Annotated in this window: 13 protein-coding genes, 1 tRNA gene and 2 pseudogenes; 5 read left to right on the top strand and 11 right to left on the bottom strand. The window is 57.2% G+C overall.

From position 1 onward, the window contains the following. Window positions 1-150: 150 nt before the first annotated feature. The gene (locus MPAL_RS11360) at window positions 151-2,928 is read right to left on the bottom strand and encodes a PAS domain S-box protein (RefSeq protein ID WP_012618880.1); all 2,778 of its coding nucleotides are present in this window, start codon (window positions 2,926-2,928) and stop codon (window positions 151-153) included. 148 nt (window positions 2,929-3,076) lie between these two features. On the opposite strand from MPAL_RS11360, the gene MPAL_RS14760 reads away from it, so the two are divergent. The 3 genes and pseudogenes from MPAL_RS14760 (at window position 3,077) to MPAL_RS11345 (ending at window position 7,719) form a co-directional block, all read left to right on the top strand. After that, window positions 3,077-6,391, top strand: a complete 3,315-nt coding sequence (locus MPAL_RS14760; RefSeq protein WP_012618879.1) for a methyl-accepting chemotaxis protein — start codon at window positions 3,077-3,079, stop codon at window positions 6,389-6,391. 10 nt (window positions 6,392-6,401) lie between these two features. After that, window positions 6,402-6,919 (top strand): annotated as a pseudogene (locus MPAL_RS17635) (chemotaxis protein CheW). A 329-nt stretch (window positions 6,920-7,248) separates the two neighbouring features. Further along, on the top strand, window positions 7,249-7,719 hold the full coding sequence (locus MPAL_RS11345; protein WP_201763845.1) for a response regulator: 471 nt from the start codon (window positions 7,249-7,251) through the stop codon (window positions 7,717-7,719). 26 nt (window positions 7,720-7,745) lie between these two features. Here MPAL_RS11345 and MPAL_RS16340 read toward each other — a convergent pair whose 3' ends face one another. The 3 genes from MPAL_RS16340 to MPAL_RS11335 all read right to left on the bottom strand — a co-directional run bounded on the left by MPAL_RS16340 (window position 7,746) and on the right by MPAL_RS11335 (window position 12,577). Continuing rightward, a complete protein-coding gene (locus MPAL_RS16340; protein WP_012618875.1) occupies window positions 7,746-8,075 on the bottom strand; it encodes a hypothetical protein in 330 nt (109 codons plus the stop codon). A 391-nt stretch (window positions 8,076-8,466) separates the two neighbouring features. Next, window positions 8,467-11,187, bottom strand: coding sequence for a PAS domain S-box protein (locus MPAL_RS11340; RefSeq protein ID WP_012618874.1), 2,721 nt, complete (start codon window positions 11,185-11,187; stop codon window positions 8,467-8,469). A gap of 166 nt (window positions 11,188-11,353) precedes the next feature. Next, window positions 11,354-12,577, bottom strand: a complete 1,224-nt coding sequence (locus tag MPAL_RS11335) for an FprA family A-type flavoprotein (protein ID WP_012618873.1) — start codon at window positions 12,575-12,577, stop codon at window positions 11,354-11,356. Between the two features lie 79 nt (window positions 12,578-12,656). Between MPAL_RS11335 and MPAL_RS11330 the strand changes: the two genes are divergently transcribed. Beyond that, entirely contained in the window at window positions 12,657-13,436 is a 780-nt protein-coding gene (locus MPAL_RS11330; RefSeq protein ID WP_012618872.1) for a V4R domain-containing protein, read from the top strand. 16 nt (window positions 13,437-13,452) lie between these two features. On the opposite strand, the gene MPAL_RS11325 is transcribed toward MPAL_RS11330, so the two are convergent. After that, entirely contained in the window at window positions 13,453-14,343 is an 891-nt protein-coding gene (locus MPAL_RS11325; protein WP_012618871.1) for a phosphatase PAP2 family protein, read from the bottom strand. Between the two features lie 99 nt (window positions 14,344-14,442). Between MPAL_RS11325 and MPAL_RS11320 the strand changes: the two genes are divergently transcribed. Next, on the top strand, window positions 14,443-14,988 hold the full coding sequence (locus MPAL_RS11320) for a diacylglycerol/polyprenol kinase family protein (protein ID WP_012618870.1): 546 nt from the start codon (window positions 14,443-14,445) through the stop codon (window positions 14,986-14,988). A 367-nt stretch (window positions 14,989-15,355) separates the two neighbouring features. Here the strand turns inward: MPAL_RS11320 and MPAL_RS14755 are convergent, their stop codons facing one another. From MPAL_RS14755 to MPAL_RS17050, 6 genes and pseudogenes are all read right to left on the bottom strand, one after another. Next, a complete protein-coding gene (locus MPAL_RS14755) occupies window positions 15,356-16,174 on the bottom strand; it encodes a transposase (RefSeq protein ID WP_330217447.1) in 819 nt (272 codons plus the stop codon). A 583-nt stretch (window positions 16,175-16,757) separates the two neighbouring features. Beyond that, window positions 16,758-16,840, bottom strand: a tRNA-Leu gene (locus MPAL_RS11310). 35 nt (window positions 16,841-16,875) lie between these two features. Beyond that, on the bottom strand, window positions 16,876-18,657 hold the full coding sequence (locus MPAL_RS14750; RefSeq protein WP_012618869.1) for a histidine kinase N-terminal 7TM domain-containing protein: 1,782 nt from the start codon (window positions 18,655-18,657) through the stop codon (window positions 16,876-16,878). A 102-nt stretch (window positions 18,658-18,759) separates the two neighbouring features. Continuing rightward, the gene (locus MPAL_RS14745; protein WP_012618868.1) at window positions 18,760-20,460 is read right to left on the bottom strand and encodes a histidine kinase N-terminal 7TM domain-containing protein; all 1,701 of its coding nucleotides are present in this window, start codon (window positions 20,458-20,460) and stop codon (window positions 18,760-18,762) included. Between the two features lie 676 nt (window positions 20,461-21,136). After that, a complete protein-coding gene (locus tag MPAL_RS17055) occupies window positions 21,137-21,478 on the bottom strand; it encodes a hypothetical protein (protein ID WP_236610380.1) in 342 nt (113 codons plus the stop codon). 19 nt (window positions 21,479-21,497) lie between these two features. Next, window positions 21,498-22,537, bottom strand: a pseudogene (locus MPAL_RS17050) (histidine kinase N-terminal 7TM domain-containing protein). Between the last annotated feature and the right edge of the window lie 58 nt (window positions 22,538-22,595).

Here is a 22,595-nt window from a genome sequence, read left to right as displayed (position 1 = left end):
TATCTCTGGGGGCAGGGAAGGGACGGATCTTAACACTGGTGGGGCGTCCGGGATGTTCGCCAGGTCAGGCACTGTGGCCATCAGTGCCATCTTCCCTGCTCATCTTGTTATATCCTCCAGTTTTTCAGATCTCCGTGGGTGCAGTCCTGACTATACTTGATCGATCATCAACACCAGCATCCGGGGTCGGTCTCCTCTGCAGGGGCCGGGCCGAATCGTGGCGATGATCGGTCTCCCGTCCTCCTGGACCAGCGTGCAGGTTGCGTGGCTGACCTCTTCATTCAGCAGCATAGTCACAGCCGGTCTGTTCTCCGGGCTGACGATCGAGAGGAACGTCAGTTTCTTCGGTCTCTCTGGGACCGTGTAATGCAGGGCGGTGGTGAACTCCCGGTTGACCCGGGTGATCGTCCAGTCGGCATCGATCAGCACTGTCGGATACGGATTTATCTCTATGAGGTCCTGATACTCCTCCTCGGTTCTGGAGAGAAGCACGGCCAGTTGACGCTGCTCGGTGACCTCCTCGCCGAGGCAGATGGTCCCTTCAAACTGTTGCTGGTCGTCCAGAAGCATCAGGCAGGTCCATCGGATCTGCAGTTTCCGTCCGTCGGCGGTCAGCACTGGTCCGGTCCAGTCCTTCTGGTCTCCCTTGACCAGATCCTGCATGGTCAGGTCGCGGTCCCCTGTCTCTCCGGGCGGGACCAGGTGCCGGTGCCAGTCCCTGCCCAGCACCTGGTTTCTGGTCCAGCCGGTCGTTGCGATCAGAGCATCGTTGCATGAGATGAGTTCTCCGGTCCGATCGAATTTCAGCGCTATCAGGGGGACCTGATCGATCATTGCGGAGATTCGCCGGCCGGCTTCGATCAGTATCCGTTCCTGTTTCTTCGTCTTGGTCTGATCGATCAGGAACCCGACCATTCCCTGATACTGGTTCTGTTGATCCGTGACCGGAGCCACGGTCAGCAGCATCTCGACAGGTCTTCCATCCTTCTGCCTGATATCTACCGGGATGTTCTCTGCTCCGTTGATGAGTATCTCTCTAAAACGGTGCTTCTCTCCGAGATCAGCCTGTTCAAGCACCTCGATGGTCAACCGCCCCTCCAGATCATTGGAAGAGTGCCCGAACAGCCGGGCCATCCTCCTGTTGACCGTCACGATCCTCCCTCCACTGTCAGCGGTCAGCACGCCGATCGGTGCAGCGTTTAAGAAGTGTTGGAACCGCAGTTCGCCTGCAGCCCGCTGCTTCGCCGCTTGCAGGTCCCTACTGATATCGGTGAGGTAGCAGCAGAAGCAGGGGTTTTGATCTCTGGTCACGCGGATGAGGTGCATGACGATCTCCACTGGCACCGGATATCCGTCCTTGTGCAGCAATTCCTTCCTATACTTCTGTGGCTCCCCGGTCAGCGCCTGCTTCTCCAGAACGCTGGAATCCGTCTCCTGCCACTCCTGTGATGTAAGGTCGGTCCTCCAGTCCAGCGCTTTCAGTTCCTTCTCGGTGAACCCGAGCATCCTGCAGAGGGCTGGGTTCGCATAGGCAACCCCTCCATCTGGGAACCCGATTACGATCGGCTGTTCTGAGAGGGTGAAGACCGCTTCCGTCATCTGGAGCATCCTCTCATTTCGGGTCAGATCGCGATCCATCTTCTCCTGATCCGTGATGTCCCGAAGCGAAACAAAGATCCCGCTGATCGTCCCATCCTCGTTACGGCAGAGTGCGGCATTGCAGAGGGCCGGTGTCCTGTGCCCGTCTGCATGCAGCATGCTGGCAAGTCTGTTCCGGATCTGCCCGGAATGGACGACCTCTCCGAAGAGCTGCTCGGCCTGGATCTGGTCAGCAAAGTACTGGTTGAATCGCGATCCGATCAGTTGTTCACGTGGATATCCGGTGATGGCTACGGTGGCCTCGTTCACATCAGTGATGAGCCCGTCGCGGTCGACCGATACGATCGGGTCCAAGTTCGCCTCGATCATCGCCCGATTATGTGCACTCAGGACCTGAATTTTCTCCTCATTCTTCTTTCTCCAGGAGATATCCCTTATAGTACCGCCCAGCCCCAGAACCTCTCCGTTACGGGCGAAGCGGAGGTGGCTGCTGGTCGAGATCGGAACCTGGGATCCATCTGCCCTCAACAGGGAGGTCTCAAAATCATTGATAGCCCCTCGCTTCCGCACAAGGTTGAGAAACTTCTTTCGTTTCTCCGGCTCTGCCCAGAATGAGGATGCAGTGTGTCCAAGCACCTGATCCATCGAGTCGTAGCCAAGGAATGGGAGGATCTGCCGGTTTGCATACGTCAGGATCTCGTCCTGATCTGTCTGGTAGTAGATGTCCTGAAGGTTCTCGATGACCTCTGTGAACTGGTTCTCCTGCTCATGCAGCGCCTGCTCAGCCCTGATCTGGGCGGTGAGTTCCTTCATAATCACGGCGGTTCCGGCTGCGTCGGTCTCCAGGGTGACCGGAACACACCGCCGCAGGAAGATCCTCTCCTCCTCTCCGCTGAACCGGATCATCTCCTTCACCTCTCCCTGCTCGGTGGCGGCGTCGAAGGCGGCCTCCAGCCCTTCGATGTCGGGTGCTACCCCTCTGACGGTGGTGATGTGCCTGTTGATCACCTGCTCTCTGGTCAGGTTGAGCAGGGAGAGGAAAGGGTCATTGATGAAGGTGATTGTCTGGTCGGCATCGGCGATGAGAATCGGGTTCGAGAGGAGGGACATCATGGCAGAGAGTGGCATACGTGCGGCGCTAGTGTAGAGTTTTGCCATGCCGAACCGGCGCATCCTGATCTCCCCAGCGGCATAGAGGGTGTCCAGAGACCTGCCCGTAGAGTTCTTATTGACGCCAAGAGCCGCTGCGATCTCGGTGACGCTGAGTCCCTGGGGGTGCGCACTGAGCAGTTCCCGAATCAGGTCCAGACGCTGATTGTTTTGAATCATCTTCACTATCCGTTGGTCAGACGGTCACTTATATCTCCTCTTCTGGTAAGGGAAAGTCGATTAAAACTGTCGATACGAATTAATGATTATACATTACTGATATTGTTATATAGATTAACTGGCATTCATTCCTTATGGGTGATATACGATGGCCAAAATAGAACAATTTAGCGGGGTGGGACTCGAAGAATCTTCCTTTCAGCATCAGCAGGAACTGCAAAAGGTCTTCGACGCAATCGAAGTGCCGATCATCCGGACCGACTGCGACCAACATGTACTGGGATTGAACCGTGCGGCCTCGGTGTTCATCGGTTTTAAGCCCGAGGATTGTATAGGCCAGACCTGCGACACGCTCTTCAACCTGAACGGGTCGACCCGTGGAAGGGGGACGATTCAGCGTGCGATGACGATGGCAGAGTCCCAGGTCGCCGATACGGTGATCTCTCCGGGGGGGAGGGAGATCCCGATCCGATTCCAGGCCACGCCACTCTTCGATGCCAGGGGGGAGGTGAGCGGAACTATCAACTATCTTATCCGCGATCTCTCCGAGGAGAAGGAACTCCTCTCACAGATCTGGGACCTTGCTGGGCGTCTCGCTGCCGGGGACCTCGATGCACGCATGGCCCCGGGAAAGCCCGACACCATCCAAGCCGATGCCATCGACGCGATCAATGGGATCGTGAACCTGCTGGCCGGGCAGGTGCAAAATATAACCGCGCAGGCAGATCTCTCCAGATTTTTTGCAGATGAGGTTGCGAAGGTCAATACTAGCATCTGTCACCTGGCAGATGGGTCGTTGGATCTGGATTTATCGATCGGGCCGACCGATTCGACCACGGCCCGGGCAGGGGAGCAGTTCATTGGGATCAATCGGGAGATCGCCCGGGTAGCTGCCTCGCTCACCCATCTGGTGAGCGAAATTGATGAACTGGAGACGGCCATTGTTCACGGCCGTTTTGGCGTCCGGGCCGGGGATCAGGACCATCTGGGAGTCTACCGCTCGGCGATCGGGGGCGTGAACACCACCCTCGATGCGCTGGTCAGGTATTTCGATCAGATGCCGACCTCGATCTTTACCATCGATAATGAGTGTAGGATCCAGTACATCAACAGGCATGCAGCTGCAATTGGAGGGGTCTCCCCACAGCAAGCTATCGGGATGCCATGTGCTGAGGTCGTCCATGCTGATGCATGTGGAACCAGTGGATGTGTCGCCCAGCAGTGCTTATTGCAGCATCATAATGTGAAGGCTGAGACGGTGGCACGACCGCGGGGACTGACCTTTGAGATCGATGTCACCGGGATCCCGATCCTAGACCGGCACGGTCAGGTCGTCGGATCGATGGAGTTCATCAGGGACATGACCGCCGAGAAGACTGCAACTAGGACTGCAGAGAAGCAGGCCCTTTATCAGGATAGGGAGGTGAAGAAGGTTGTGGAGGTGCTCGGAAAGATTGCTGGCGGTGATCTGGTAATCCCGTCTGCGATCGCCCCTGCAGATGAGGACACACAGGTCATTGCCCAGGACTTTGATGAGATCAACCATGCCATCTCCCAGACCGTCGGCAACCTCAATGCACTCGTCGCCGATGCGACGATGCTCTCGGTGGCCGCTGTTGAAGGCAGGCTCGCCACCCGGGCGGATGCAACCCGGCACCAGGGAGACTTCAGACATATCATCGAAGGGGTCAACGGAACGCTCGATGAACTGATCCGTGGGTTGCATATTGCATCCGATTCGGTCAGTCTGATCGGGAGGGGCGTGATCCCTGAACGGATCACCGCCGGGATGTCGGGCGAGTTCGATGACCTCAAAAACAACCTGAATGCCTGCATCGACGGTCTCAGTGGGCTGGTTGAGGTGAACGCTGTCCTCAAACGGATGGCGGTGAACGACCACAGTACAGAGGTGAAAGGGAACTACCCGGGTCTCTTTGGGGAGGTCAAGGTTCATGTCAACACGGTTCGGGACCGGTTCAACCATATCGCCGGCTCGATCGAGAAGATCGGCAATGGCGACCTTAGTGAGTATCAGGAGTACCGCACTATTGGAAAGCGTTCAGAGCAGGATAGGTTGGTTCCGGGGCTCACACGGACCCTCGATCATCTGCAGGGGCTGACCGATGATGCAGGGATGCTCGCCAGAGCGTCCGTCGAAGGCAGGCTAGAAACCCGGGCGGATGCTTCAAAGCACGAGGGAAATTACCGGAAGATCGTCGACGGCGTCAACCAGACTCTCGATGCTGTGATAGCCCCGCTGAACGAGGCGAGGCGGGTCTCGCGGGACTATGCCGAGGGATCGTTCTCCACCCGGATGGATCGGTCCATTCCGATGGCCGGCGATTTCCTCGAGTTCCGGGAGGCGCTCGACAACATAGGGGTTCGGGTAAGTGCTGCCATTGGTGCCATCTCCCAGGTCTCTTCTGCCTACGCAGGCTGCGATTTCACGAGCAGGGTCGATCCGGCCGTCCACCTGGCCGGCGACTTCGTGACGATGGGCAAGGCACTGAACAGCATTGGTGTCGAGGTGTCTGAGGCATTCAGGGTCACCAGGGACCAGATCCATGATCTGAACGAGGACCTGACGGGGGTCGGGGCACAGGTCGAGGAGATCAGCAGGGGTGCCCAGCAGGTCGCCGTCTCGACGATCGATGTCAGTGCGAACACCGAAAAGGCGATGCTCGGGACACAGCAGGTGCTGCATGCGATGGAGGATATATCCGCGGCCGTCGAGGAGGTGACCGCTTCGATGGAATCGGTTGCCGTCCTCGCCAAGCAGACTGAATTCCTCTCTAAGGACGGTGTTGTCCTGGCCGGGAAAGCGGAGGCGAGTATGGATGCGATCGGGAATGCCGGGAATGAGGCCGGTCGGATCGTCAACGAGATCGGAATGCAGATGAACGACATCGGCAAGATCGTCAAGATCATCAGGGAACTGGCCAGTCAGACCAACCTGCTCGCCCTGAACGCAGCCATCGAGGCCGCCCGGGCAGGAGAACACGGTCGCGGGTTTGCGGTGGTCGCCGCAGAGGTTAAATCTCTGGCCCAGGAGTCGAGGGGCTCTGCAGAGCACATCGAGGAACTGATCACTGGTCTCCGATCCCGATCAGAGGAGGCGTTGATCGCAATGAACGAGACGAGTACCCTGATCGAGCAGGGAGACCTGGTTCTCGACGAGACACTTCAATCATTCAACAAGATCGTAGAGTCGGTCCAGAAGATCTCACAGAACACCGAGGAGGTGGCCAGCGCCACTGAGGAACAGGCTGCGGCGGTCCAGGAGATCACGGCCAGCATCCATGAGGTGACCTCACAGATCGAGGAGACGAGCAGGGACTCGACCGATGTAGCCAGCGCCACCGAGGAGTCGACAGCGTCGATCGAGGAGATCAGCCGGATGATCGGCGAGGCGAAGAACTCTTCAGAACGGATCCGTGGTGAGATTGCCATCTTTCGGGTGTGACGATGGTTCGATGGAAGCGATCCTGCAGGGAGTACTGACGTCGCCGATTGCGCCAGTTTCACCAGAGGAAGAAGAGGTTCAGGTGCTTGAATTCGCCCTCGGCAGGGAGCAGTTTGCGCTCGATCTCTTCGATGTCCGGGAGGTGGTCGAGTACACGCCGATCACCCCGCTCCCCAGGATGGACTCTTCTATCCTGGGGATCATCGATCTCCGGGGGAGATCACGACGATCATCGATCTCTCAACGACACTCTCCCTAGACTGTAATAATTGTGAGATTCCGCTGGAAGAACAGCGGATCATCGTCCTCGATGAGACGATCCTCTCCTATATGGTTGGGATCCTGGTCGATGAGGTGCAGGCGGTTTCGACCTTCAACCGGGCGCAGATCGACCGGACAATGATCCTTTCCAGCCAGAATGTGACTCATATCCTGGGGATTATCAAGAGGCCGGTGGCCCATGGGGAGCAGGGGAAGACTGACCTGCTGATCTGGATCGATATCCGGCACTTGGTTCAGGACCGGTAGATTGAAATTGTGGGAGAGAATGAACGGGATCCACCCCCTGTTCTGGATCAAAACTGATCCGCCTGCTGCCTATCGATGATGAACTCATCATTTTCGATATCGGACGATCTACCTGAAGTGGGGGGTAGATTCCAGGTGATGACGGCCGATTCGGTCTGGGAGGCTCCCGGACGTAGTATGCCATTCTGATCCATCAGATTGAGCGTGGTATCGGACGGCATGGGGTGGGAGTGGATCTGCGGCAGGAGAAGGTCTCGGTTCCTTTGAAATCCCACCCCTGATGAAAATCCCGGATAAAAAACTATATATGGTTTTCCGGTGCCATTGAGATGACCATGGGACTGGGAGAGAGAGCGAGGGTGATGGAGATCCTTCTGGTCGAGGATAACCCGGCTGATATCAGGTTGACGAAGGAGGCGCTAAAAGAGGCTGATCAGAAGGTGAACCTGAATGTGGTGATGAATGGGGTTTCAGCCCTGCAGTTCCTGCGTACCTCGGGCAGTTCTCCAGATCATCCCCGTCCAGATCTGATCATTCTCGATCTGAACTTGCCAAAGAAGAACGGGCGGGAGGTGCTCGCCGATGTGAAGGGTGACCCGGAACTCAGGACGATCCCTGTCGTGGTGTTGACCACCTCGACCGCTGATGAGGACATTTTGACCTCCTATCATCTGCATGCCAACTGTTATGTTCATAAACCGATGGATCTGGAGCGTTTCATCGAGGTGATCCTCTCGATCCAGTCGTTCTGGTACTGGATGGTGGTCCGTCCGGCCGAAAGGATCAGAGATCCCTGGTGATCTCCTGGATCCCGCCCTTCATCACCTCAAAGACCTGCCAGCCGTGGCAGGAGATCGAGAGCCAGAACTGGTACGAACAGCGGGATCCTTCCGGATCCGGGAGGTTGCGGAGAGTCAGGCTCTCTTCTCTGTAGGAGTCCGCGATCACATGAAGTGATGGTGGCACCTTTCTCGTTCGACTGACCTTTCATCAGCACCAGTTCCTCGGCTAACCCGGCCAGCAGGTCGAGGGGTCTGGTACCCTGACGGGTTCTGACCATCAGGTACCCCTGCTGTCGGAACCATGAGTCGACGGCGTATACCCCCTGTGTCCGGACCTGGTGACCGGCACTCCACGCTGTTCCCTTGCATATCATCCCCGCCTGGCATGTCCCATTATTCCCATTATATATGTTCGCCGACCTGCTCTGGTGGCCGGGGAAGATCGACAATCGTCATGGCTGGGTGTACCGTGTTGGGGGTTGGAGTCACGGTTTTCCCCCAGAGGAGAGCCGGATCCCATCTTCTCTCCGCCCCTCGTTCTGCTGCAAACCCAGAGTTCTTCTCTGGGGATCCAACCTCTATTTCTGGCGTAAATTGTGATCTGAATCGTATGCGTCATAGATCTTCTTCAGCAAGAAGATGTTTAATTGGCTGGCCGTTGCACAGGGTGAAAGTGGTATCAATCCTCCCTGTCGAGCGTATCCCTGTATCAGATCCCCTCTCATTGGTCGGCTTTTGAGGGGGTGGTGGCATTGTCCCGGAAGGCTATGAGATCTGGTAATGTTTCCTGAGAAACCCGCGGACCTTCTCTGAGGCGACCCACCCCTGATCGAGCCGGGTGACGAGATCATTGATCGATTTCACCTGGACGAGGATCTTCTGGGCAAATGCCGGTTCTTCGAGGTCGGCTAGTCCGACGATCACCGCCAGGGGGTTCCGGATCTCATCGTTCAACGCTGCCATCTGTGCCAGATTTTCCTGGATCTGCTCGAGTGCAGCCCTCTCGAGCTGTTGCAACTCACGCCGTTCTGTGATGTCTCTGGCCACGGCGAGTCCGACCTGCGTGCCCTGCAGTTCGATCAGTACCACATTGATCTCCACCGGCACCCTTGACCCGGTCCGTCCGACCAGCGTCGACTCGAGCGAGATGTACCCATAGTACCTAAGTTCGGTCTGCAGGGTTCTGATCTGCTCTGAATTTGAGGCCAGCACCTCTTCAAAGGGTATGGCGAGCAGTTCCTCCCGGGAATACCCGAGCCGGGCACAGGTCGCCCGGTTCACCTCGGTCATCATCGGGTGCTCCACCGGGTCTGCCTGAATCAGGAAGATCAGGTCGCTGGTACTGTTGAAGAGGGTCCGGAACTTCTCCTCGCTCTCGGCCAGAGCTTTCTCGGCCTGGATCCGGTCGGTGATGTCGTGGACGATCGTGTACAGCAACTGCTCTCCGTGGATGATCAGCGGGCCTGAATAGAGTTCAACTTCCCTGACCATACCGTCAGCGAGGCGATGGCGGGCATAATGGGTCCGTACTTCTGCCCGTTCGATCGTGGTTCGCGGATCCTGTTCGGGTAAGGGGATCATATCGGTTATATCGGTTGTATGCAGGTGCGTCATCCTCTCGTGAGTGTAACCATAGAACTTCAGGGCGGCCGGGTTGGCGTCGACGATTTCCAGGGTTGTGGGTTTTATCAACATCATCGCCGCAGGGTTATTGTCGAAGAGCGACCGGTACCGTTCCTCGTTCTCGCGAAGGGCCCGTTCCTGCTCTTTCCGATCGGTGATATCCCGGATCGATTCGATCGCCCCGACCACCCTGCCGGTGCGATCATAGAGGGGCGAGGCGATCCCCCAGAGGAAGCCGCCCCGGCCCTGCCGGATCGCCGGGGCCACCGCTTCGCCTATCAGGCGGTCTCCCTGCTCTTCAAACCGGGTGAAGGGTGGTCGTTCTCCTTTCCGCCCGCCAGCGACCAGATCAATCAGCATCAACCGGTCCTCGCCATAAAAGGGACTGGCATAGACATGGTCCCTGTTTCCAAGGATCTGTGACTCGTCGACCCCGGTCAGCTCGGTCATTGCCCTGTTCCAGGCGATCACCTGCTGATCGGTGTCGATTACAAAGGTGGCGTCGGGCAGAAACTCGATGATCTGCGTAAGGCGCTGGTTTAATCCCAGAAGATGTTCTTCGGCCTGCTTTCTGCCGGTGATCACCTGGGCCATCGCCATCCCCCCGGTGGCCACCCCCTTGTCGTCCCGCACCGGGAGCGTATGTACCTCAAGGACCTCTCCCATATACTCCATCTCGAAGGTGCTCTCTCTTCCATTCAGCGCTTCGAGGTAATAAGGACGGATATTTTCGAGCGTTTCCCCGGAGAAGACCTCATCGACTGTCCTTCCGATCATCTCCTCGGTCGAGAGCCCGGTGGCGGGAAGGTCCTTTCCGTCTGCGAGCATAAATCGGAGGTCATGGTCAAAGAGGAAGACCCCTCCGTTCGGGAAGTGTGTGGCAAGCGCCCGGTACCGTGCCTCGCTTTCTCGCAGCAGTGTTTCGGCCTTGCTCCGCTCCAGCTCACTCTTGATCGTCGAGAGGCCGAAGGAGATGTCTGCGGTCAGTTCGGAGAGGAGCCGCACCTCCTGCCCATCGAAGAAGTCCGGGACCGCCGCATAAAAGATAAGTGCCCCTATCATCCCATCTTCGGCTATCAGGGGAAAGGACGCCGAGGATTGGTATCCTCGGGCAAGTGCCTCTTCCCGCCATGGTTCCATTCTGAGATCGGATGCGATGTCATTGATCAGCACCGGCCGCCTCTCGCGTATCGCTGTTCCGGTCGGCCCCCGACCGGCGGGGATATCATCCACGGAGATGGCTATCCTGTCCAGGTAGCCTGCGACATGGCCGGCCGAGGCCACCGGAACCACCATCCCGGTTACCGGATCGGTGATCCCTGCCCAGGCCTGGATAAACCCTCCATCCTCGACTGCGATTCTACAGGATGCAGAGAGGAGCTGTACCTGATCGTGGATCCTGATCAGGGCGTGGTTGGTCGATTGGAGTACGGTATTGAGCCGACCCAATCGGGTCATTCGCTCCTCCCCGCGCCGTTGCTGCAGGGCCCTAGTGATCTTCTCTGCCAGTTCTGCAAACTGCACCCTGGCCATGTCTTTCTTCTGGATATAGAAGTCGGCCCCGGCTTCATAGGCCTCTGCGACGATCTCCTCTGTTCCCCTGCCGGTGAAGATGATGAAGGGCAGCCCGGGGTATGCTCTCCGAACCTCGTGCAGGAGTTCGATCCCGTCAGCCCCCTGCATCATGTAATCGGCGACCACCACATCTGGGGGATCGATCCCAATCTGCTCCAGGGCTTCCTCTGCCGAGGTCGCGCTCTGAACACTGTAGTCTCCGGTCTTTTCAAGCGACCTCTTTCCGATATCCAGCAGGTCCTGCTCGTCGTCGACGAGGAGCACCGTGATCAACGTTTTACCCTCCATCTGGTATTCTCTAATGCGGGGTTCACTACAAAATAGTTTCTCATGTACTTGCTGTAGGTCCGGCCTGATCCGGGGGATGATGGGAGGGTAAACAACCGCCTTGGTTATGCATCTGATGGTGTGGGCAGAAGTAAGTGATATACAAAAAAATACAAAAATGGGAATATTAGAGGGTTTTGACCCTACGTGCGATGTCCTGGCCCATCTCAAAGCAACGGTCGAGTTCAGAACCATCGGGGCGATAGTGCACTTCGAAGCCTTCATTGATCACTTCTATCCCTGCCGTCCGCAATGAATCGGTGATGTAGTGAATCGCCCCGCCCTTGCCGCCGTGCGAACCGAAGGCGAACCCGATCTTCTTATGCTCAAGTTTTCCAGGCCGCAGTCCGCGCAGATAACTGAGGAAGTCGGCGACGGTTGGGTAGACCTCGTCCTGCAGGGTAGGGGAGCCGACCAGCACCGCCTTGGAGTCCAAGATCTCAGAGGCGATATTGGATCTGTGCGTCCCCTCGACCTTGCCGTCCTTGAGGATGCAGACCTTCACGTCGACCCCTTCGGCCATGACACCCTCGGCCAGGGCCTGGGCCATCATGTCGGTGGAGTGGTGCATGGTGTCGAAGACGATTGTGACCTTGTCCTTGGAGACACCCTTCGACCAGTTCACGTACGCCCCGAGGAGATCGGCGACGTAGGACCGCCAAATCACTCCGTGGCTTGGGGCGATCATTTTTATCTCGATCCCGAGGGTTCCTACCTCGTCGAGCTTTTTGAGCACCTTCTTGGCGAGTGGGGTGAGCAGGTTTGCAAAGAATTTCTTGGCATGGAGGAGTGCCTCGTCCTTCCCGATCTCGTCGTCGAACCTGGCCGCTGATGCGATGTGCTGTCCGAAGGCATCATTTGAGAAGAGGATCTTCTCCTCGGCGAGGTAGGTGAACATCGAATCGGGCCAGTGGAGCATCGGCGCCTCGAGGAAGACGAGCGTCTTTCCGCCCAGATTCACCGAGTCCCCGCTCTTGGTCTGGACGAAGTTCCAGTTCGTGGTGTCGTAGTGGCGTCCGAACCCGGTCACCGCAGCTTCGGTGCAGTAGATCGGTACGCCAGGGATCAGTTTCGCCATGCCAGGCAGTCCGCCGGAGTGATCGATCTCCACATGGTTCGCTACGATCAGATCGATCTTTGCCGGGTCGATGATCTCGCTAACCCGGGCGAGCAGCTGCTTCTCAAACCCGGGATAGGTGTTGTCGATCAGGGCAACCTTCTCGGTACCGACGACCAGGTAGGCGTTGTAGGTGGTGCCGGGCAGCGTGTATCCATGGTATTCCCTGAGGTTCCAGTCGATTGCCCCGACCCAGTAGACGCCGGGGGCCAGTTCTGTTGCTGTGGCTTTCATCTGATTCTTCTCCGGTAATTAGTTCTATATTATACGAACATTCCATTATATACGAACAATACTATATGTAGATTACGGTATGTCAGTGAAGAAGCAAGGAGAGGAAGGTCATACACTCGCCGTCGCCCTCTTTTCGACGGAGGAGGGGGTTCGGACGGTCGGCGGTATGATCCAGATGCGGATCCTTGCGATGCTGAAGGAGGAGGACCTGAGTTTCGATCAGATCGTCTCCCGTTCAGGGCGAGCGAAGTCCACGGTCTCGGTCCATCTGAAGGGGCTGGTTGAAGGAGGGGTTCTCACGGTCAGGACTGATCCTGTCGACCGCCGGAAGAAGATCTTCTCGCTCGCCTCCCGCCATCTCGGGGATCTCTCCTCAGGAGATCTGCACCGGTCGGACCTGAGCACCTACCTGATGGGCTACGCCGGCGCTGATGCTCCCCCTCCCGATTTCTTTCGCCTGCTCTTTCAGACCCTCAGGGTCACCCTCCTCGCTGACGGGATCAACATCGATCCCCTCCTCTTCTCTTCTGGACTGCACGTCGGCGAGGCGATCGCCCCGACGGTCGCCGGCCCGGACCTTGCGACCCTGCTCGGGAACCTGGCCCATTTCTGGGAGAAGCATCGGCTCGGCCGGGTCGAGGTGATCTCGCTCGATCCGATAACCCTGTATGTGTACGACTGCTTTGAGTGTGGAGATCTTCCAAATATTGGTAGACCGGCCTGCGCCTTCGATGCCGGGCTGCTCAGCGCCGTCTTCTCTGATTATTATCACCAGACCATCACTGCGCAGGAGACGGCCTGTTATGCGATGGGCGACGATCACTGCTGCTTTGTGGTCCCGGTTCCGGAGATCACCTGACCCTGCGCCAGGGTCTTCACCTTCCGCCGTGTCGGCAGATGGCCGGTACCACGGCAGTGATCCACCACCCGCAGACCACGGCTCCCAGCGAGACGAGCATCCAGGAGAGGGGTGGGATAGCATGCCCTGCCAGTGCCTGGAAGGTGAGCCCGATCAGGAGGACCCCGGTGATCCCCCAGGTGTACCTGATCACCATTCTCCTCATTGTCGGGGCCGGCGGGAATCCCTGGTGGTGCGCCGTCAGGACCGCCCCGGTAGCGATGCCGAAGAAGAGCCCTGTCCAGATCAGGTGGGCCGAGGGATCGAGCGGCCCGGCCAACGACGAAAGGAGCGATCCCGGGACAGGCCAGAGTCCACCGGCAGCCAGGCAGGCCGGGTAGAGCACAAGCAGGAGGACCGATCCCCCAACTGCCGCCAGGATCTGTCCGCCCATCGTCAGGTTTCCGAGCCATCCGGCCAGCGGATGGTCGAGGACCAGCATCACGGCCACCAGTGCTAGGCCGACCAGCGTCCCACCGACCACCTGGACAGGCGTGTGTGCACCCGCCAGCACCCTGGCCACCCCGACGATCACAATCAGGACGACGGCAACAGCGAACGCAGGCAGGGTTCTGGTCGTGCAGGCAAGCCAGCCGACAGCAGTGGCGGTCTGCTCGGCATGGGTGGAGGGGAAGGCGTACGACTGTTCTCCAGGTCCGCCCCCTGCTAGCGAGGAACCCCACGAGAGGCGGGGCACCTGGAAGAGGATCTTCAGCCCGATGTTCAAGCCGCCGCTCACCATCGTCAAAAGCATCACCCGAAGCCCGAGGGCGGGATCGACACACCAGTAGAGTGCAGGGAGCAGGAGCAGCACCAGGTACAGCAGGTTCGATAGGATCTCTCCGGCCAGTACGGCGATACTTGTCACAGTTTTCTCCTCGTTTCAGCATTTGCCCCTACCGGGAGATAGGTTCTTTGATGGTGGATCCTGGGTTTCCTTATAATCTCGAAGGTTGAAGATGGTTGTATGCGCGAGGACCTCCGCCAGGTGCTGCATCTTTTGATCGGCCTGCTGATCGCCGCACTGATCCGCTTCTTCGATCCCGCCGTGACGACTCCGCTGCTGGTGGTGGGGCTGCTCGGGGGAATGGTGGTTGCCGATGCGGTCAGCCGGGGCTTCCATCTCCCCCTGATCTCCTGGATCCTGGCCCATGCCGAGCGAGAAGGGACGGTCCCCGGGCAGGGCACCTTCTTCTTTGTGATGAGTGCGCTCACCTGTCTGGTCCTCTTCGGGAGTACGACAGCGGCGACCGGGGTACTGGTGCTGGCAGTGCTGGACAGCGTGACGGCCCTGGTCGGGATGAACTTCGGCCGGCATCGGGTCTACCTGAAGAAGACGGCTGAAGGGACCGGGGCCGGCATCGTGGTGACGGTCGGAATCCTCATCTTCCTTCTCCCCCCTCCTCTGGCCGTTCTGATCTCCGTCGTCGCAGGGTTGGTCGAACTCTATGCCCCGGTCGACGATAACCTGCTCATCCCGGTCGGGGTCTGTCTGCTTATATCGGTACTCTGATCGTCGAGTCCGGCGGGGCTAACATTGGAAGGGGACGATTGATCGGGTGAGAGCCTCAATACTCCTTGACAGTCTGTTCGGGACATTTGGGAACCCATTATCGACCCAGATAGTCTGATTTCACCTGGTGGGATCTCATTTCGCACCCACACACTTTCAGCACCTCGTCCCTATAGTGGTTGATCACCATGATGGCGATCAATCCCTGCTTTGGCCGGGAGAATGGCCAGTTCTCGGCTCGGTCGAGCGCCGACCATGCACCCTCGTCGACTTCAGTCCGGAGCGCCCGCTTGAGTTTGTTGTATCAGTACTTAGCTAATTATCCTTCGTGTCTTTTTCTTTCATCAGCGTTCCAAATCTTCTTCAGTTATACTGGATTTCTGAGGGCAGGAATTTTTATCACGACCTTTAGGTTTACTCTTACTGCCTCCCAGACAAACAACTTGAACTGATCAAATCTGAACGTGCCTATCTCAATGGTTCCTGGACCTTGTTTCACAGGTGAGAATCGTGTCCAAAGCACTGCTATCCAGGGATTTTTTATCAGAAACGAGATAATAGCAAAGAGATATTGGATCACCGGATTGCGGGTTGAGGTTCTGGGTTTGACAAGGTTCCGCATCCGGTATGACGACTCGATCGCAAACCTAGATCGGTAGGTCTTATGAATCCGCTGGGGATCCCAGGATATGCCATGTACCACATATTCAAAGTTCTTGACCCCATGTTTCACTCTTTTTCCGTTTGCATACTTCACATTTATCGCAATCTTCAGACGAAGCGAGGGTTTTCCACGCATAATATACTCCCCAAACCGTGATCTTGTTCTGTTCAGGGGTTGTTTCATCGCTCGACTGTGTTTTCGGACCGGGATGATAAATGGGATCTGAACGGTTGTCAGGAAGTCGATTACCTTTCGTGCATAGAATTCCCGATCAAGATAGAGTGCTTGGATCCTCAGACCCGCTGTCGTGATTGCATCCAGACAGCGGATGATATACGCGACCTTGGATGTACCCTGTGTCACAGGGTAGACCGCCAGGGTTACCTGGCGGTCCTGGGTGATCGCATAAATCGTAACGTAGGAATAGAACTCGTTTGTTGATTTCTTGAGCCGACTTTGAATGACATATCCCTCGTTTTCTGATGAAACCGTCCCATAATACGGGTCATTGGTGTAATCAATGGCGAACGTTGTATGCCTTTCCAGGTATCAGGACCGATGTGATCGAATGAGTTAGAATCGCCAAGTTTGTAGCTTCGAGGTCATCTATGTGGAGTTTGGCAAGATGATACCGAAGTGAAGTTTCACATGGACTCTTCTCCAGAAGCGAGCTGATCGAATGGATAGACTGTTGCTCAACGGCCATCTCAACGAGTGTACTAAAGATAGTAGTTTGGGTCAGGGATCCCTGAAAAGGAATATTCACATGACAGTTCAGAGCGGCTACAGCCAGATCACAACATTCTTTCGGACGAACGCAAGAAACATCTGTGCAGGGTCTGCTCCCGGTTTGTGAGACCATAAGGGACAGCCTGCAAAGGATATAGACCTTTCTATTCTATTGATAAATTTATGATCAACTGCATATTTAGACGTTTCACAAAATTAGCGAACTACTATGTATGGTTTTCTCTAGTCTGGGAAGTAGCATTATGAGATTATTGGGAGTCGGATCAGGCTATTAATCCAGCCTCGATAAACCCGGTTTTCACTCGCTTGAAAAAGATAAAAAAGAACGTGCTGGTATCACCGGTGTGATCGCAGATGCGGGGAAAGGGATTCGAACCCTTGAACTCCTGCGAGAGACGCTCTTGAGGCGCCCACCTTTGGCCTCTTGGTTATCCCCGCGTCTGTACTTATTACCGGTGATCTCTGTTAAATCTTCAGGCAGGGGTGTCTGGACCATCTGACCCGGCGCCGGAGGGCAGCATTTGCTCTTGCTCCTCTTTATGGTCTTTTTTTGCTTGATCCAGGGTTCTGTACCGTCCGGGGGGGACCTGGATCTCGAACCGTGCCCCGACGCCGGGGATCCCAGTCTCTGTGATCGTCATCCCGGTGATCGCGAGGATCTCGCGGGCCAGGAAGAGGCCGAGGCCGGTGTTGCTGCCGTATCCACGTTCAAAGATTCGCTCCTTTTTGTCTTCATTCACCCCAGCCCCGTCGTCCTCGCAGACGATCGTGAGGCCGGCCTGATCGGTCCTGGCGGAGAGGAGGATCTGCGTCACCGTCTTCCCATGCCGGATCGCATTCTCAAAGAGGGTGGCGAGCACCTTCTCGATCAGCGGGTCGGCGAGCACCTCGATGGCAGGGAGGAGATTGTTGATCTGCACCCCCCTGAGAGCCACCTCTGTCGCCGCTCTCTCGGGGAGGTTCCGAAGATCAGTCCAGACCGGGGCTGAAGTGCCGATCGCCTGGTAGTCGCGCATGAAGGTGACCATCTCTCTGACCCGATCGGTGGCGTCCAGGACCTGTTCCACTGTCTTGGCCTGGTCTGCCGGCATCCCGTCCTCGAGGAGCAGGTCCAAGTACCCGTCGATCACTACCAGCTGGTTACTGATGTCGTGCCTGGTGATCGCTGATATGAGCGCCAGTTGCTGGTTGGCCACCTTAAGTTCGTCGGTCCGTCGAAGGAGTTCCTCTTCGGCTAGTCGCCAGGGACTGATATCCCGGATGAGCAGCACCGATCCCGCGGGCCGATCCCCCTCTTCTCCGAGGCGGACCACCTCGAAGGTGTAATGCCGATCCCCATACCGGACCTCCTTCTTAATCCCGGGACGGGCGTCCCTGATGATCCCGGCCAACTCCGGGAACCGCTCGGTCAGCAATGCAACTGGCTGACCAATCCCTTCCCCAGTTCCGAGGCCGAGCGCCGCTTCAGCGGCCGGGTTCACCTCGGTGACTCGTTCCAGGTCGTCGACGACCATCACCCCGACCGGAATCTTCTGGAGGATGACCGAGTGGGCGATTGGGACCAGGTCGAAGAGCTGGTATGAGAAGATCCCGATGGTGAACGCCGTTGCAGTGATGACGAGGGCGAATGGGGCTAGGTCCAGGTGCGGGATCGGGGAGAGCCCTGAGATGTACAGGATGGAGGCGATGAATGGAGCGGTTATGCCGATCCCTAGGATCTGAATCTGCTTTCTGTACAGTGGTTGGGTGCTTCTGCGGTAAGCCCGCACGAGCAGTATCGTTCCAGTAAACAGCGCAATAATCTGATAACATGCGTTGAGATAATACCCCGGTCCCGGGGTGAAGACCAGCCGTGGAAACGGTGCTGAGGTATCGATGCCGACCGTCTGGTAGAAGAGGGGGCTCTGGGTCAATACCAGGGCGCAGGTGATCACCGGGATGACCGAGAGGAGGGCGAGGAGTGGAAGGGAGAGGTGCCGGGTCCGGTTGACGTATCCGAACATCCCGATCAACAGCAGGGACGGGATCGATGCGATCCCTAGATACTCAACCTTAACCCAGAAGAGGATCTCGGCTAGATCACTACTGGCTAGTTCCATTCCGGCTCCCCCGATGTACAGGGTAATTGCGATGAGGAGCAAGAGGATCCCGGTGGCACTGCTGATCTCCCGACGGCGGTACCATCCAGTATAGGCGGCGAGAAGGCCCGTGACGGTGGCTGCCGCGAAGAGGAAGACTGAGTAGCCGGTGATCATATCAGACTGATAAGATGATCATCGCCAGATCGTATAATCGATCCGGTGAGATCAGACAGAGGAGCATAACCTGCCCTTCTTCTGTTGGTTTGTTGGAGATCTTTAGGACTGGGTTCTGTACCGCTCGGGAGGCACTTGGATCTCGAACCGTGCCCCGACGCCGGGGATCCCAGTCTCCGCGATCGTCATCCCGGTGATCGCGAGGATCTCGCGGGCCAGGAAGAGGCCGAGGCCGGTGTTGCTACCATATCCACGTTCAAAGATTCGCTCCTTTTTGTCAGCCTCCACCCCACCCCCGTCGTCCTCGCAGACGATCGTGAAGCCGGCCGGATCGGTCTTGGCAGAGAGGAGGATCCTGGTAACCGTTTTTCCGTGCCGGATCGCATTCTCAAAGAGAGTGGTGATTACCTTCTTGATCAGCGGGTCGGCCAGCACCTCGATGGCAGGGAGCAGGTTTTCGATCTGCACGTTCCCAAGTGCCACCTCTGCTGTAGCCTGCTCTGTTATACACCGGAGGTCGGTCCAGACTGGAGCCGAGGTGCCGATCGCCTGGTAGTCGCGCATGAAGGTGACCATCTGGCCGACCCGACTGGCAGCATCTTGAACCAGTTCAACCACCCCGGCCTGTGCAGGTGTCAACTGGTCCTCAAGGAGTAGATCCAGGTACCCGCTGATCACCACCAGATGGTTGCTGATATCGTGTCTGGTGATCGCCGAGATGAGCGCGAGCTGCCGGTTGGCCACCTCAAGTTCGTCGGTTCGTCTGAGGAGCACCTCCTCGGTCTGTCTCCAGAGGCTGATATCCCGGATGAGCAGCACCCCTCCCACCGGCCGGTCATCCTCATCTCCGAGGTGGACCACCTCGAAGGTGAAGTGCTTGTTGCCATATCTGATCTCCGTCTCGATGCCCGGACGGGCGTGCCTGAGGATCGCGGGCAACTCTGGAAACTGCTCGGTCAGCAGCGCGGCCAGCTGGCCGATCCCCTCCCCTGGAGCAAGGCCGAATGCCGCTTCAGCTGCTGGGTTCACCTTGGTGACCCGTTCCAGATCGTCGACGACCATCACCCCGACTGGGATCCTCTGGAGGATGACTGAGTGGGTGATCGGGACTAGGTCGAAGAGCCGGAATGAGAGGATCCCGATGAAGGACGCTGTTGCAGTGATGACGAGTGCGAACGGGACCAGGTCCAGGTGAGGGACCGGGGAGAGGCCGGCAAGGTAGAGGATGAAAGCGATGAACGGAGCGATCACACCGATAGCCATGATCAGGATCTGTTTCTTATACAGTGGTTGGGTATTTTTGTAGAACGCCCGCACGAGCAGTGCTACCCCAACAGCCTGCGATGTGAACAGGTACCATGTATTGACAAAATACCAGACCCCCGGGGTGAAGGCCAGCCGTGGAAATGGGAGGGAGGTATCGACGCTGACGGTCTGGTAGTGGAGAGGGTTCTGGGTCAGGACCAGCACGAGGGTGATCACCGGGATGATCGAGAGAACGGCGAGAACCGCTGGGGAGAGGTGCCGGGTCTGGTTGGTATATCCGAGCACCACGATCAGCAGCAGGGGCGGGATCGATGCGATTCCGAAGTACTGGATCCTGCTCCAGAAGAGCATGCCGGCCAGGTCGGTGCTGGCCAGTTCCATCCCGTATCCGCTGAGGTACAGGGCGATGGCGATGAGGAGCAGGACAATCCCGGTGGTACTTCTGATGGCCTGGCGACGTTGCCACCCTGTGTAAACGGCGAGGAGAGCGGTGACGACGGCCGCAGTGATGAGGAAGATCGAATACCCGGTGATCATATCGAACTAGAAGAAAGATCATCGACAGATCATTTAATCGATCCGGTACGTTCACAGCGGACGAACGCTGCCGGTCCCTTCCTTGTCGGCTTTGGATGAAGTCCAGCGAGGGGGTGGTGGTGTTCATCGATGATCTCGTCTGTGGTTTCTCTCACTGCGAAGTTAAAGTGACGGGTGGATATTGAGGGTGTTTTCGATCTGAGTCCCTATGAAATACAGGAAATTCAGGGAAGATCGGTCTCTGTTTCGACACAGGAAAAGGAATTCCAATCTTTGACCTTCTGCAGGAGACGCTCTTGCGGCGTCCACCTATGGTCTCCTGATTCTTCCGTGTCCGTCCTTATATCGGTCGTCTCTGTTTAGTCTTCAGCCCGGGGTATCAGCACCCTCTGATCTGGTGATGGGTTTTGTCAATGATACATTTCCTTCACTCTGATCTCCTATTGTGTGAGATCCGGTTCTGTATCTCCCCGCGGGGTACCCAGATCTCGAATCTGGCCCCTGCCCATAAGGACAGGTCTCTGCAATCGTCATTCCGGTGATCGCAAGGATCTCGCGGGCGAGGAAGAGGCTGAGACCTGTGTTTTCGCCGTATCCGTGTTCAAATATCATTTTTTTCTATCATCTGCCACCCCCCGTCGTCCTCGCAGACGATTGTGAGGCCGGCAGGATCGGTCTAGGTAGAGAATTTGATCTTGGAGGCCGTCTTCCCGTGCCGGATCGCCCTCTCAAAGAGGGTGGCGATCACCTTCTCGACCAACAGGTCGACCAACATCTCAATAATGAGGAGCAGGTTTTCGATCTGCACGTTCCCAAGTGCCACCTCTGCTGCAGCCTGCTCTGTCAAATGCCTGAGGTCGGTCCAGACCGGAGTCGAGGTGCCGATCGCCGGGTAGTCACGCATGAAGGCGATCATCTCTCTGACCCGGCCGGTGACTTCCAGGACCTGCTCCACCGTTCGTGTCTGCTCAGCCTGCATCCCATCCTCAAGCAGCAGGTCCAGGTTCCCACCGATCACCACTAACTGGTTGCTAATGTCATGCCGGTGATCGCCGAGATCTGGGCCAGTTGCTGGTTGGCCACCTCGAGTTCGACGGTCCATCTGAGGAGCGCATCCTCAGCCTGTTGCCAGGGGCTGATATCCCGGATGAGCAGCACCGATCCCGCCAGTCGATCCCTTTCGTCTCTGAGGTCGACCACCTCGTAGGTGAAGTGCTGGTTGCCATGCCTGACTTCCTCCTCCACCTGGGATGGGCATGCTTGAGGATCGCGGGCAGGTCCAAAAACAGGTCTGTCAACTGTGCGGCCAGTAGGCCGATCCCCTCGCCAGGAGCGAGGCCGAACGCCGCTTCAGCGGTGGGGTTCACCTTGGTGACCAGTTCCAGGTCGTCGAGGACCCTCACCACGACCGAGTCTTCTGGAGGATGACCGAATGGGCGATCGGGGTCGGGTTCATATGCGGGATCGGGCGGGATCAGGGAGAGGCCGGTGAGATAGAGGATGAAGGCAATGAATGGGGCTATCAGCCCGAGCCCCATGATCAGGCGTTGTCTTCTAAACAAAATCTGTGTGCTTCTGCGGTACGCTCCCACGAGCAACGCGGTCCCTAGAGCCTGTGAAATGAACAGGTACCCCGAATTGATACAATACCTGGATCCTGGGGTGAAGACCAGTTGAGGAAAGGGCGCCGATGTATCGGTGCCAATCGTCTGGTAGTTGAAGAGGTTCTGCGTCAGAACCAGTATGAGGGTGATCGCCGGAATGATGGAGAGGAGAGCGAGGACTGCCGGAGAGATTGCCGGGTCAGGTCGATGTGTCCGAGCACCATGATCAGCAACAGGGGTGGTATTGGTGCGATCCCGACGTACTCAATCATTCTCCAGAAGAGCATGCCGGGCAGGTCGGTGTTGATCAGTTCCATCCCGTATCCGCCGACGTAGAGCGTGATGGCGATCAGCAGGAGGGTTATGCCGGTAGCACTGCTGGCCACCTGCCGGCGGTGCCATCTGGTGTAAGTGGCGAGGAGAGCGGTGATAATGGCTGCAGCGAGCAGAAAGAGAGAGTACCCAGTGATCATACCATATTGATGAGAAGATCACCGTCTGATCGTATAATCGATCCGGTACATTCGCAGG

The sequence above is a fragment of the Methanosphaerula palustris E1-9c genome (assembly GCF_000021965.1).
Lineage (GTDB): Archaea > Halobacteriota > Methanomicrobia > Methanomicrobiales > Methanospirillaceae > Methanosphaerula > Methanosphaerula palustris.
This window is presented reverse-complemented; position numbering and strand designations above follow the sequence as displayed.

Excerpts from the sequence above, each read along its gene's own strand:
- MPAL_RS11335 (WP_012618873.1), bottom strand. The coding sequence starts at position 12,577 with ATGAAAGCCACAGCAACAGAACTGGCCCCCGGCGTCTACTGGGTCGGG.
- MPAL_RS14750 (WP_012618869.1), bottom strand. The coding sequence starts at position 18,657 with ATGATCACCGGCTACTCAGTCTTCCTCTTCGCGGCAGCCACCGTCACG.
- MPAL_RS14745 (WP_012618868.1), bottom strand. The coding sequence starts at position 20,460 with ATGATCACCGGGTATTCGATCTTCCTCATCACTGCGGCCGTCGTCACC.
- MPAL_RS14760 (WP_012618879.1), top strand. The coding sequence starts at position 3,077 with ATGGCCAAAATAGAACAATTTAGCGGGGTGGGACTCGAAGAATCTTCC.
- MPAL_RS11330 (WP_012618872.1), top strand. The coding sequence starts at position 12,657 with ATGTCAGTGAAGAAGCAAGGAGAGGAAGGTCATACACTCGCCGTCGCC.
- MPAL_RS11345 (WP_201763845.1), top strand. The coding sequence starts at position 7,249 with ATGACCATGGGACTGGGAGAGAGAGCGAGGGTGATGGAGATCCTTCTG.
- MPAL_RS11360 (WP_012618880.1), bottom strand. The coding sequence starts at position 2,928 with ATGATTCAAAACAATCAGCGTCTGGACCTGATTCGGGAACTGCTCAGT.
- MPAL_RS11340 (WP_012618874.1), bottom strand. The coding sequence starts at position 11,187 with ATGGAGGGTAAAACGTTGATCACGGTGCTCCTCGTCGACGACGAGCAG.
- MPAL_RS16340 (WP_012618875.1), bottom strand. The coding sequence starts at position 8,075 with ATGATATGCAAGGGAACAGCGTGGAGTGCCGGTCACCAGGTCCGGACA.
- MPAL_RS11320 (WP_012618870.1), top strand. The coding sequence starts at position 14,443 with ATGCGCGAGGACCTCCGCCAGGTGCTGCATCTTTTGATCGGCCTGCTG.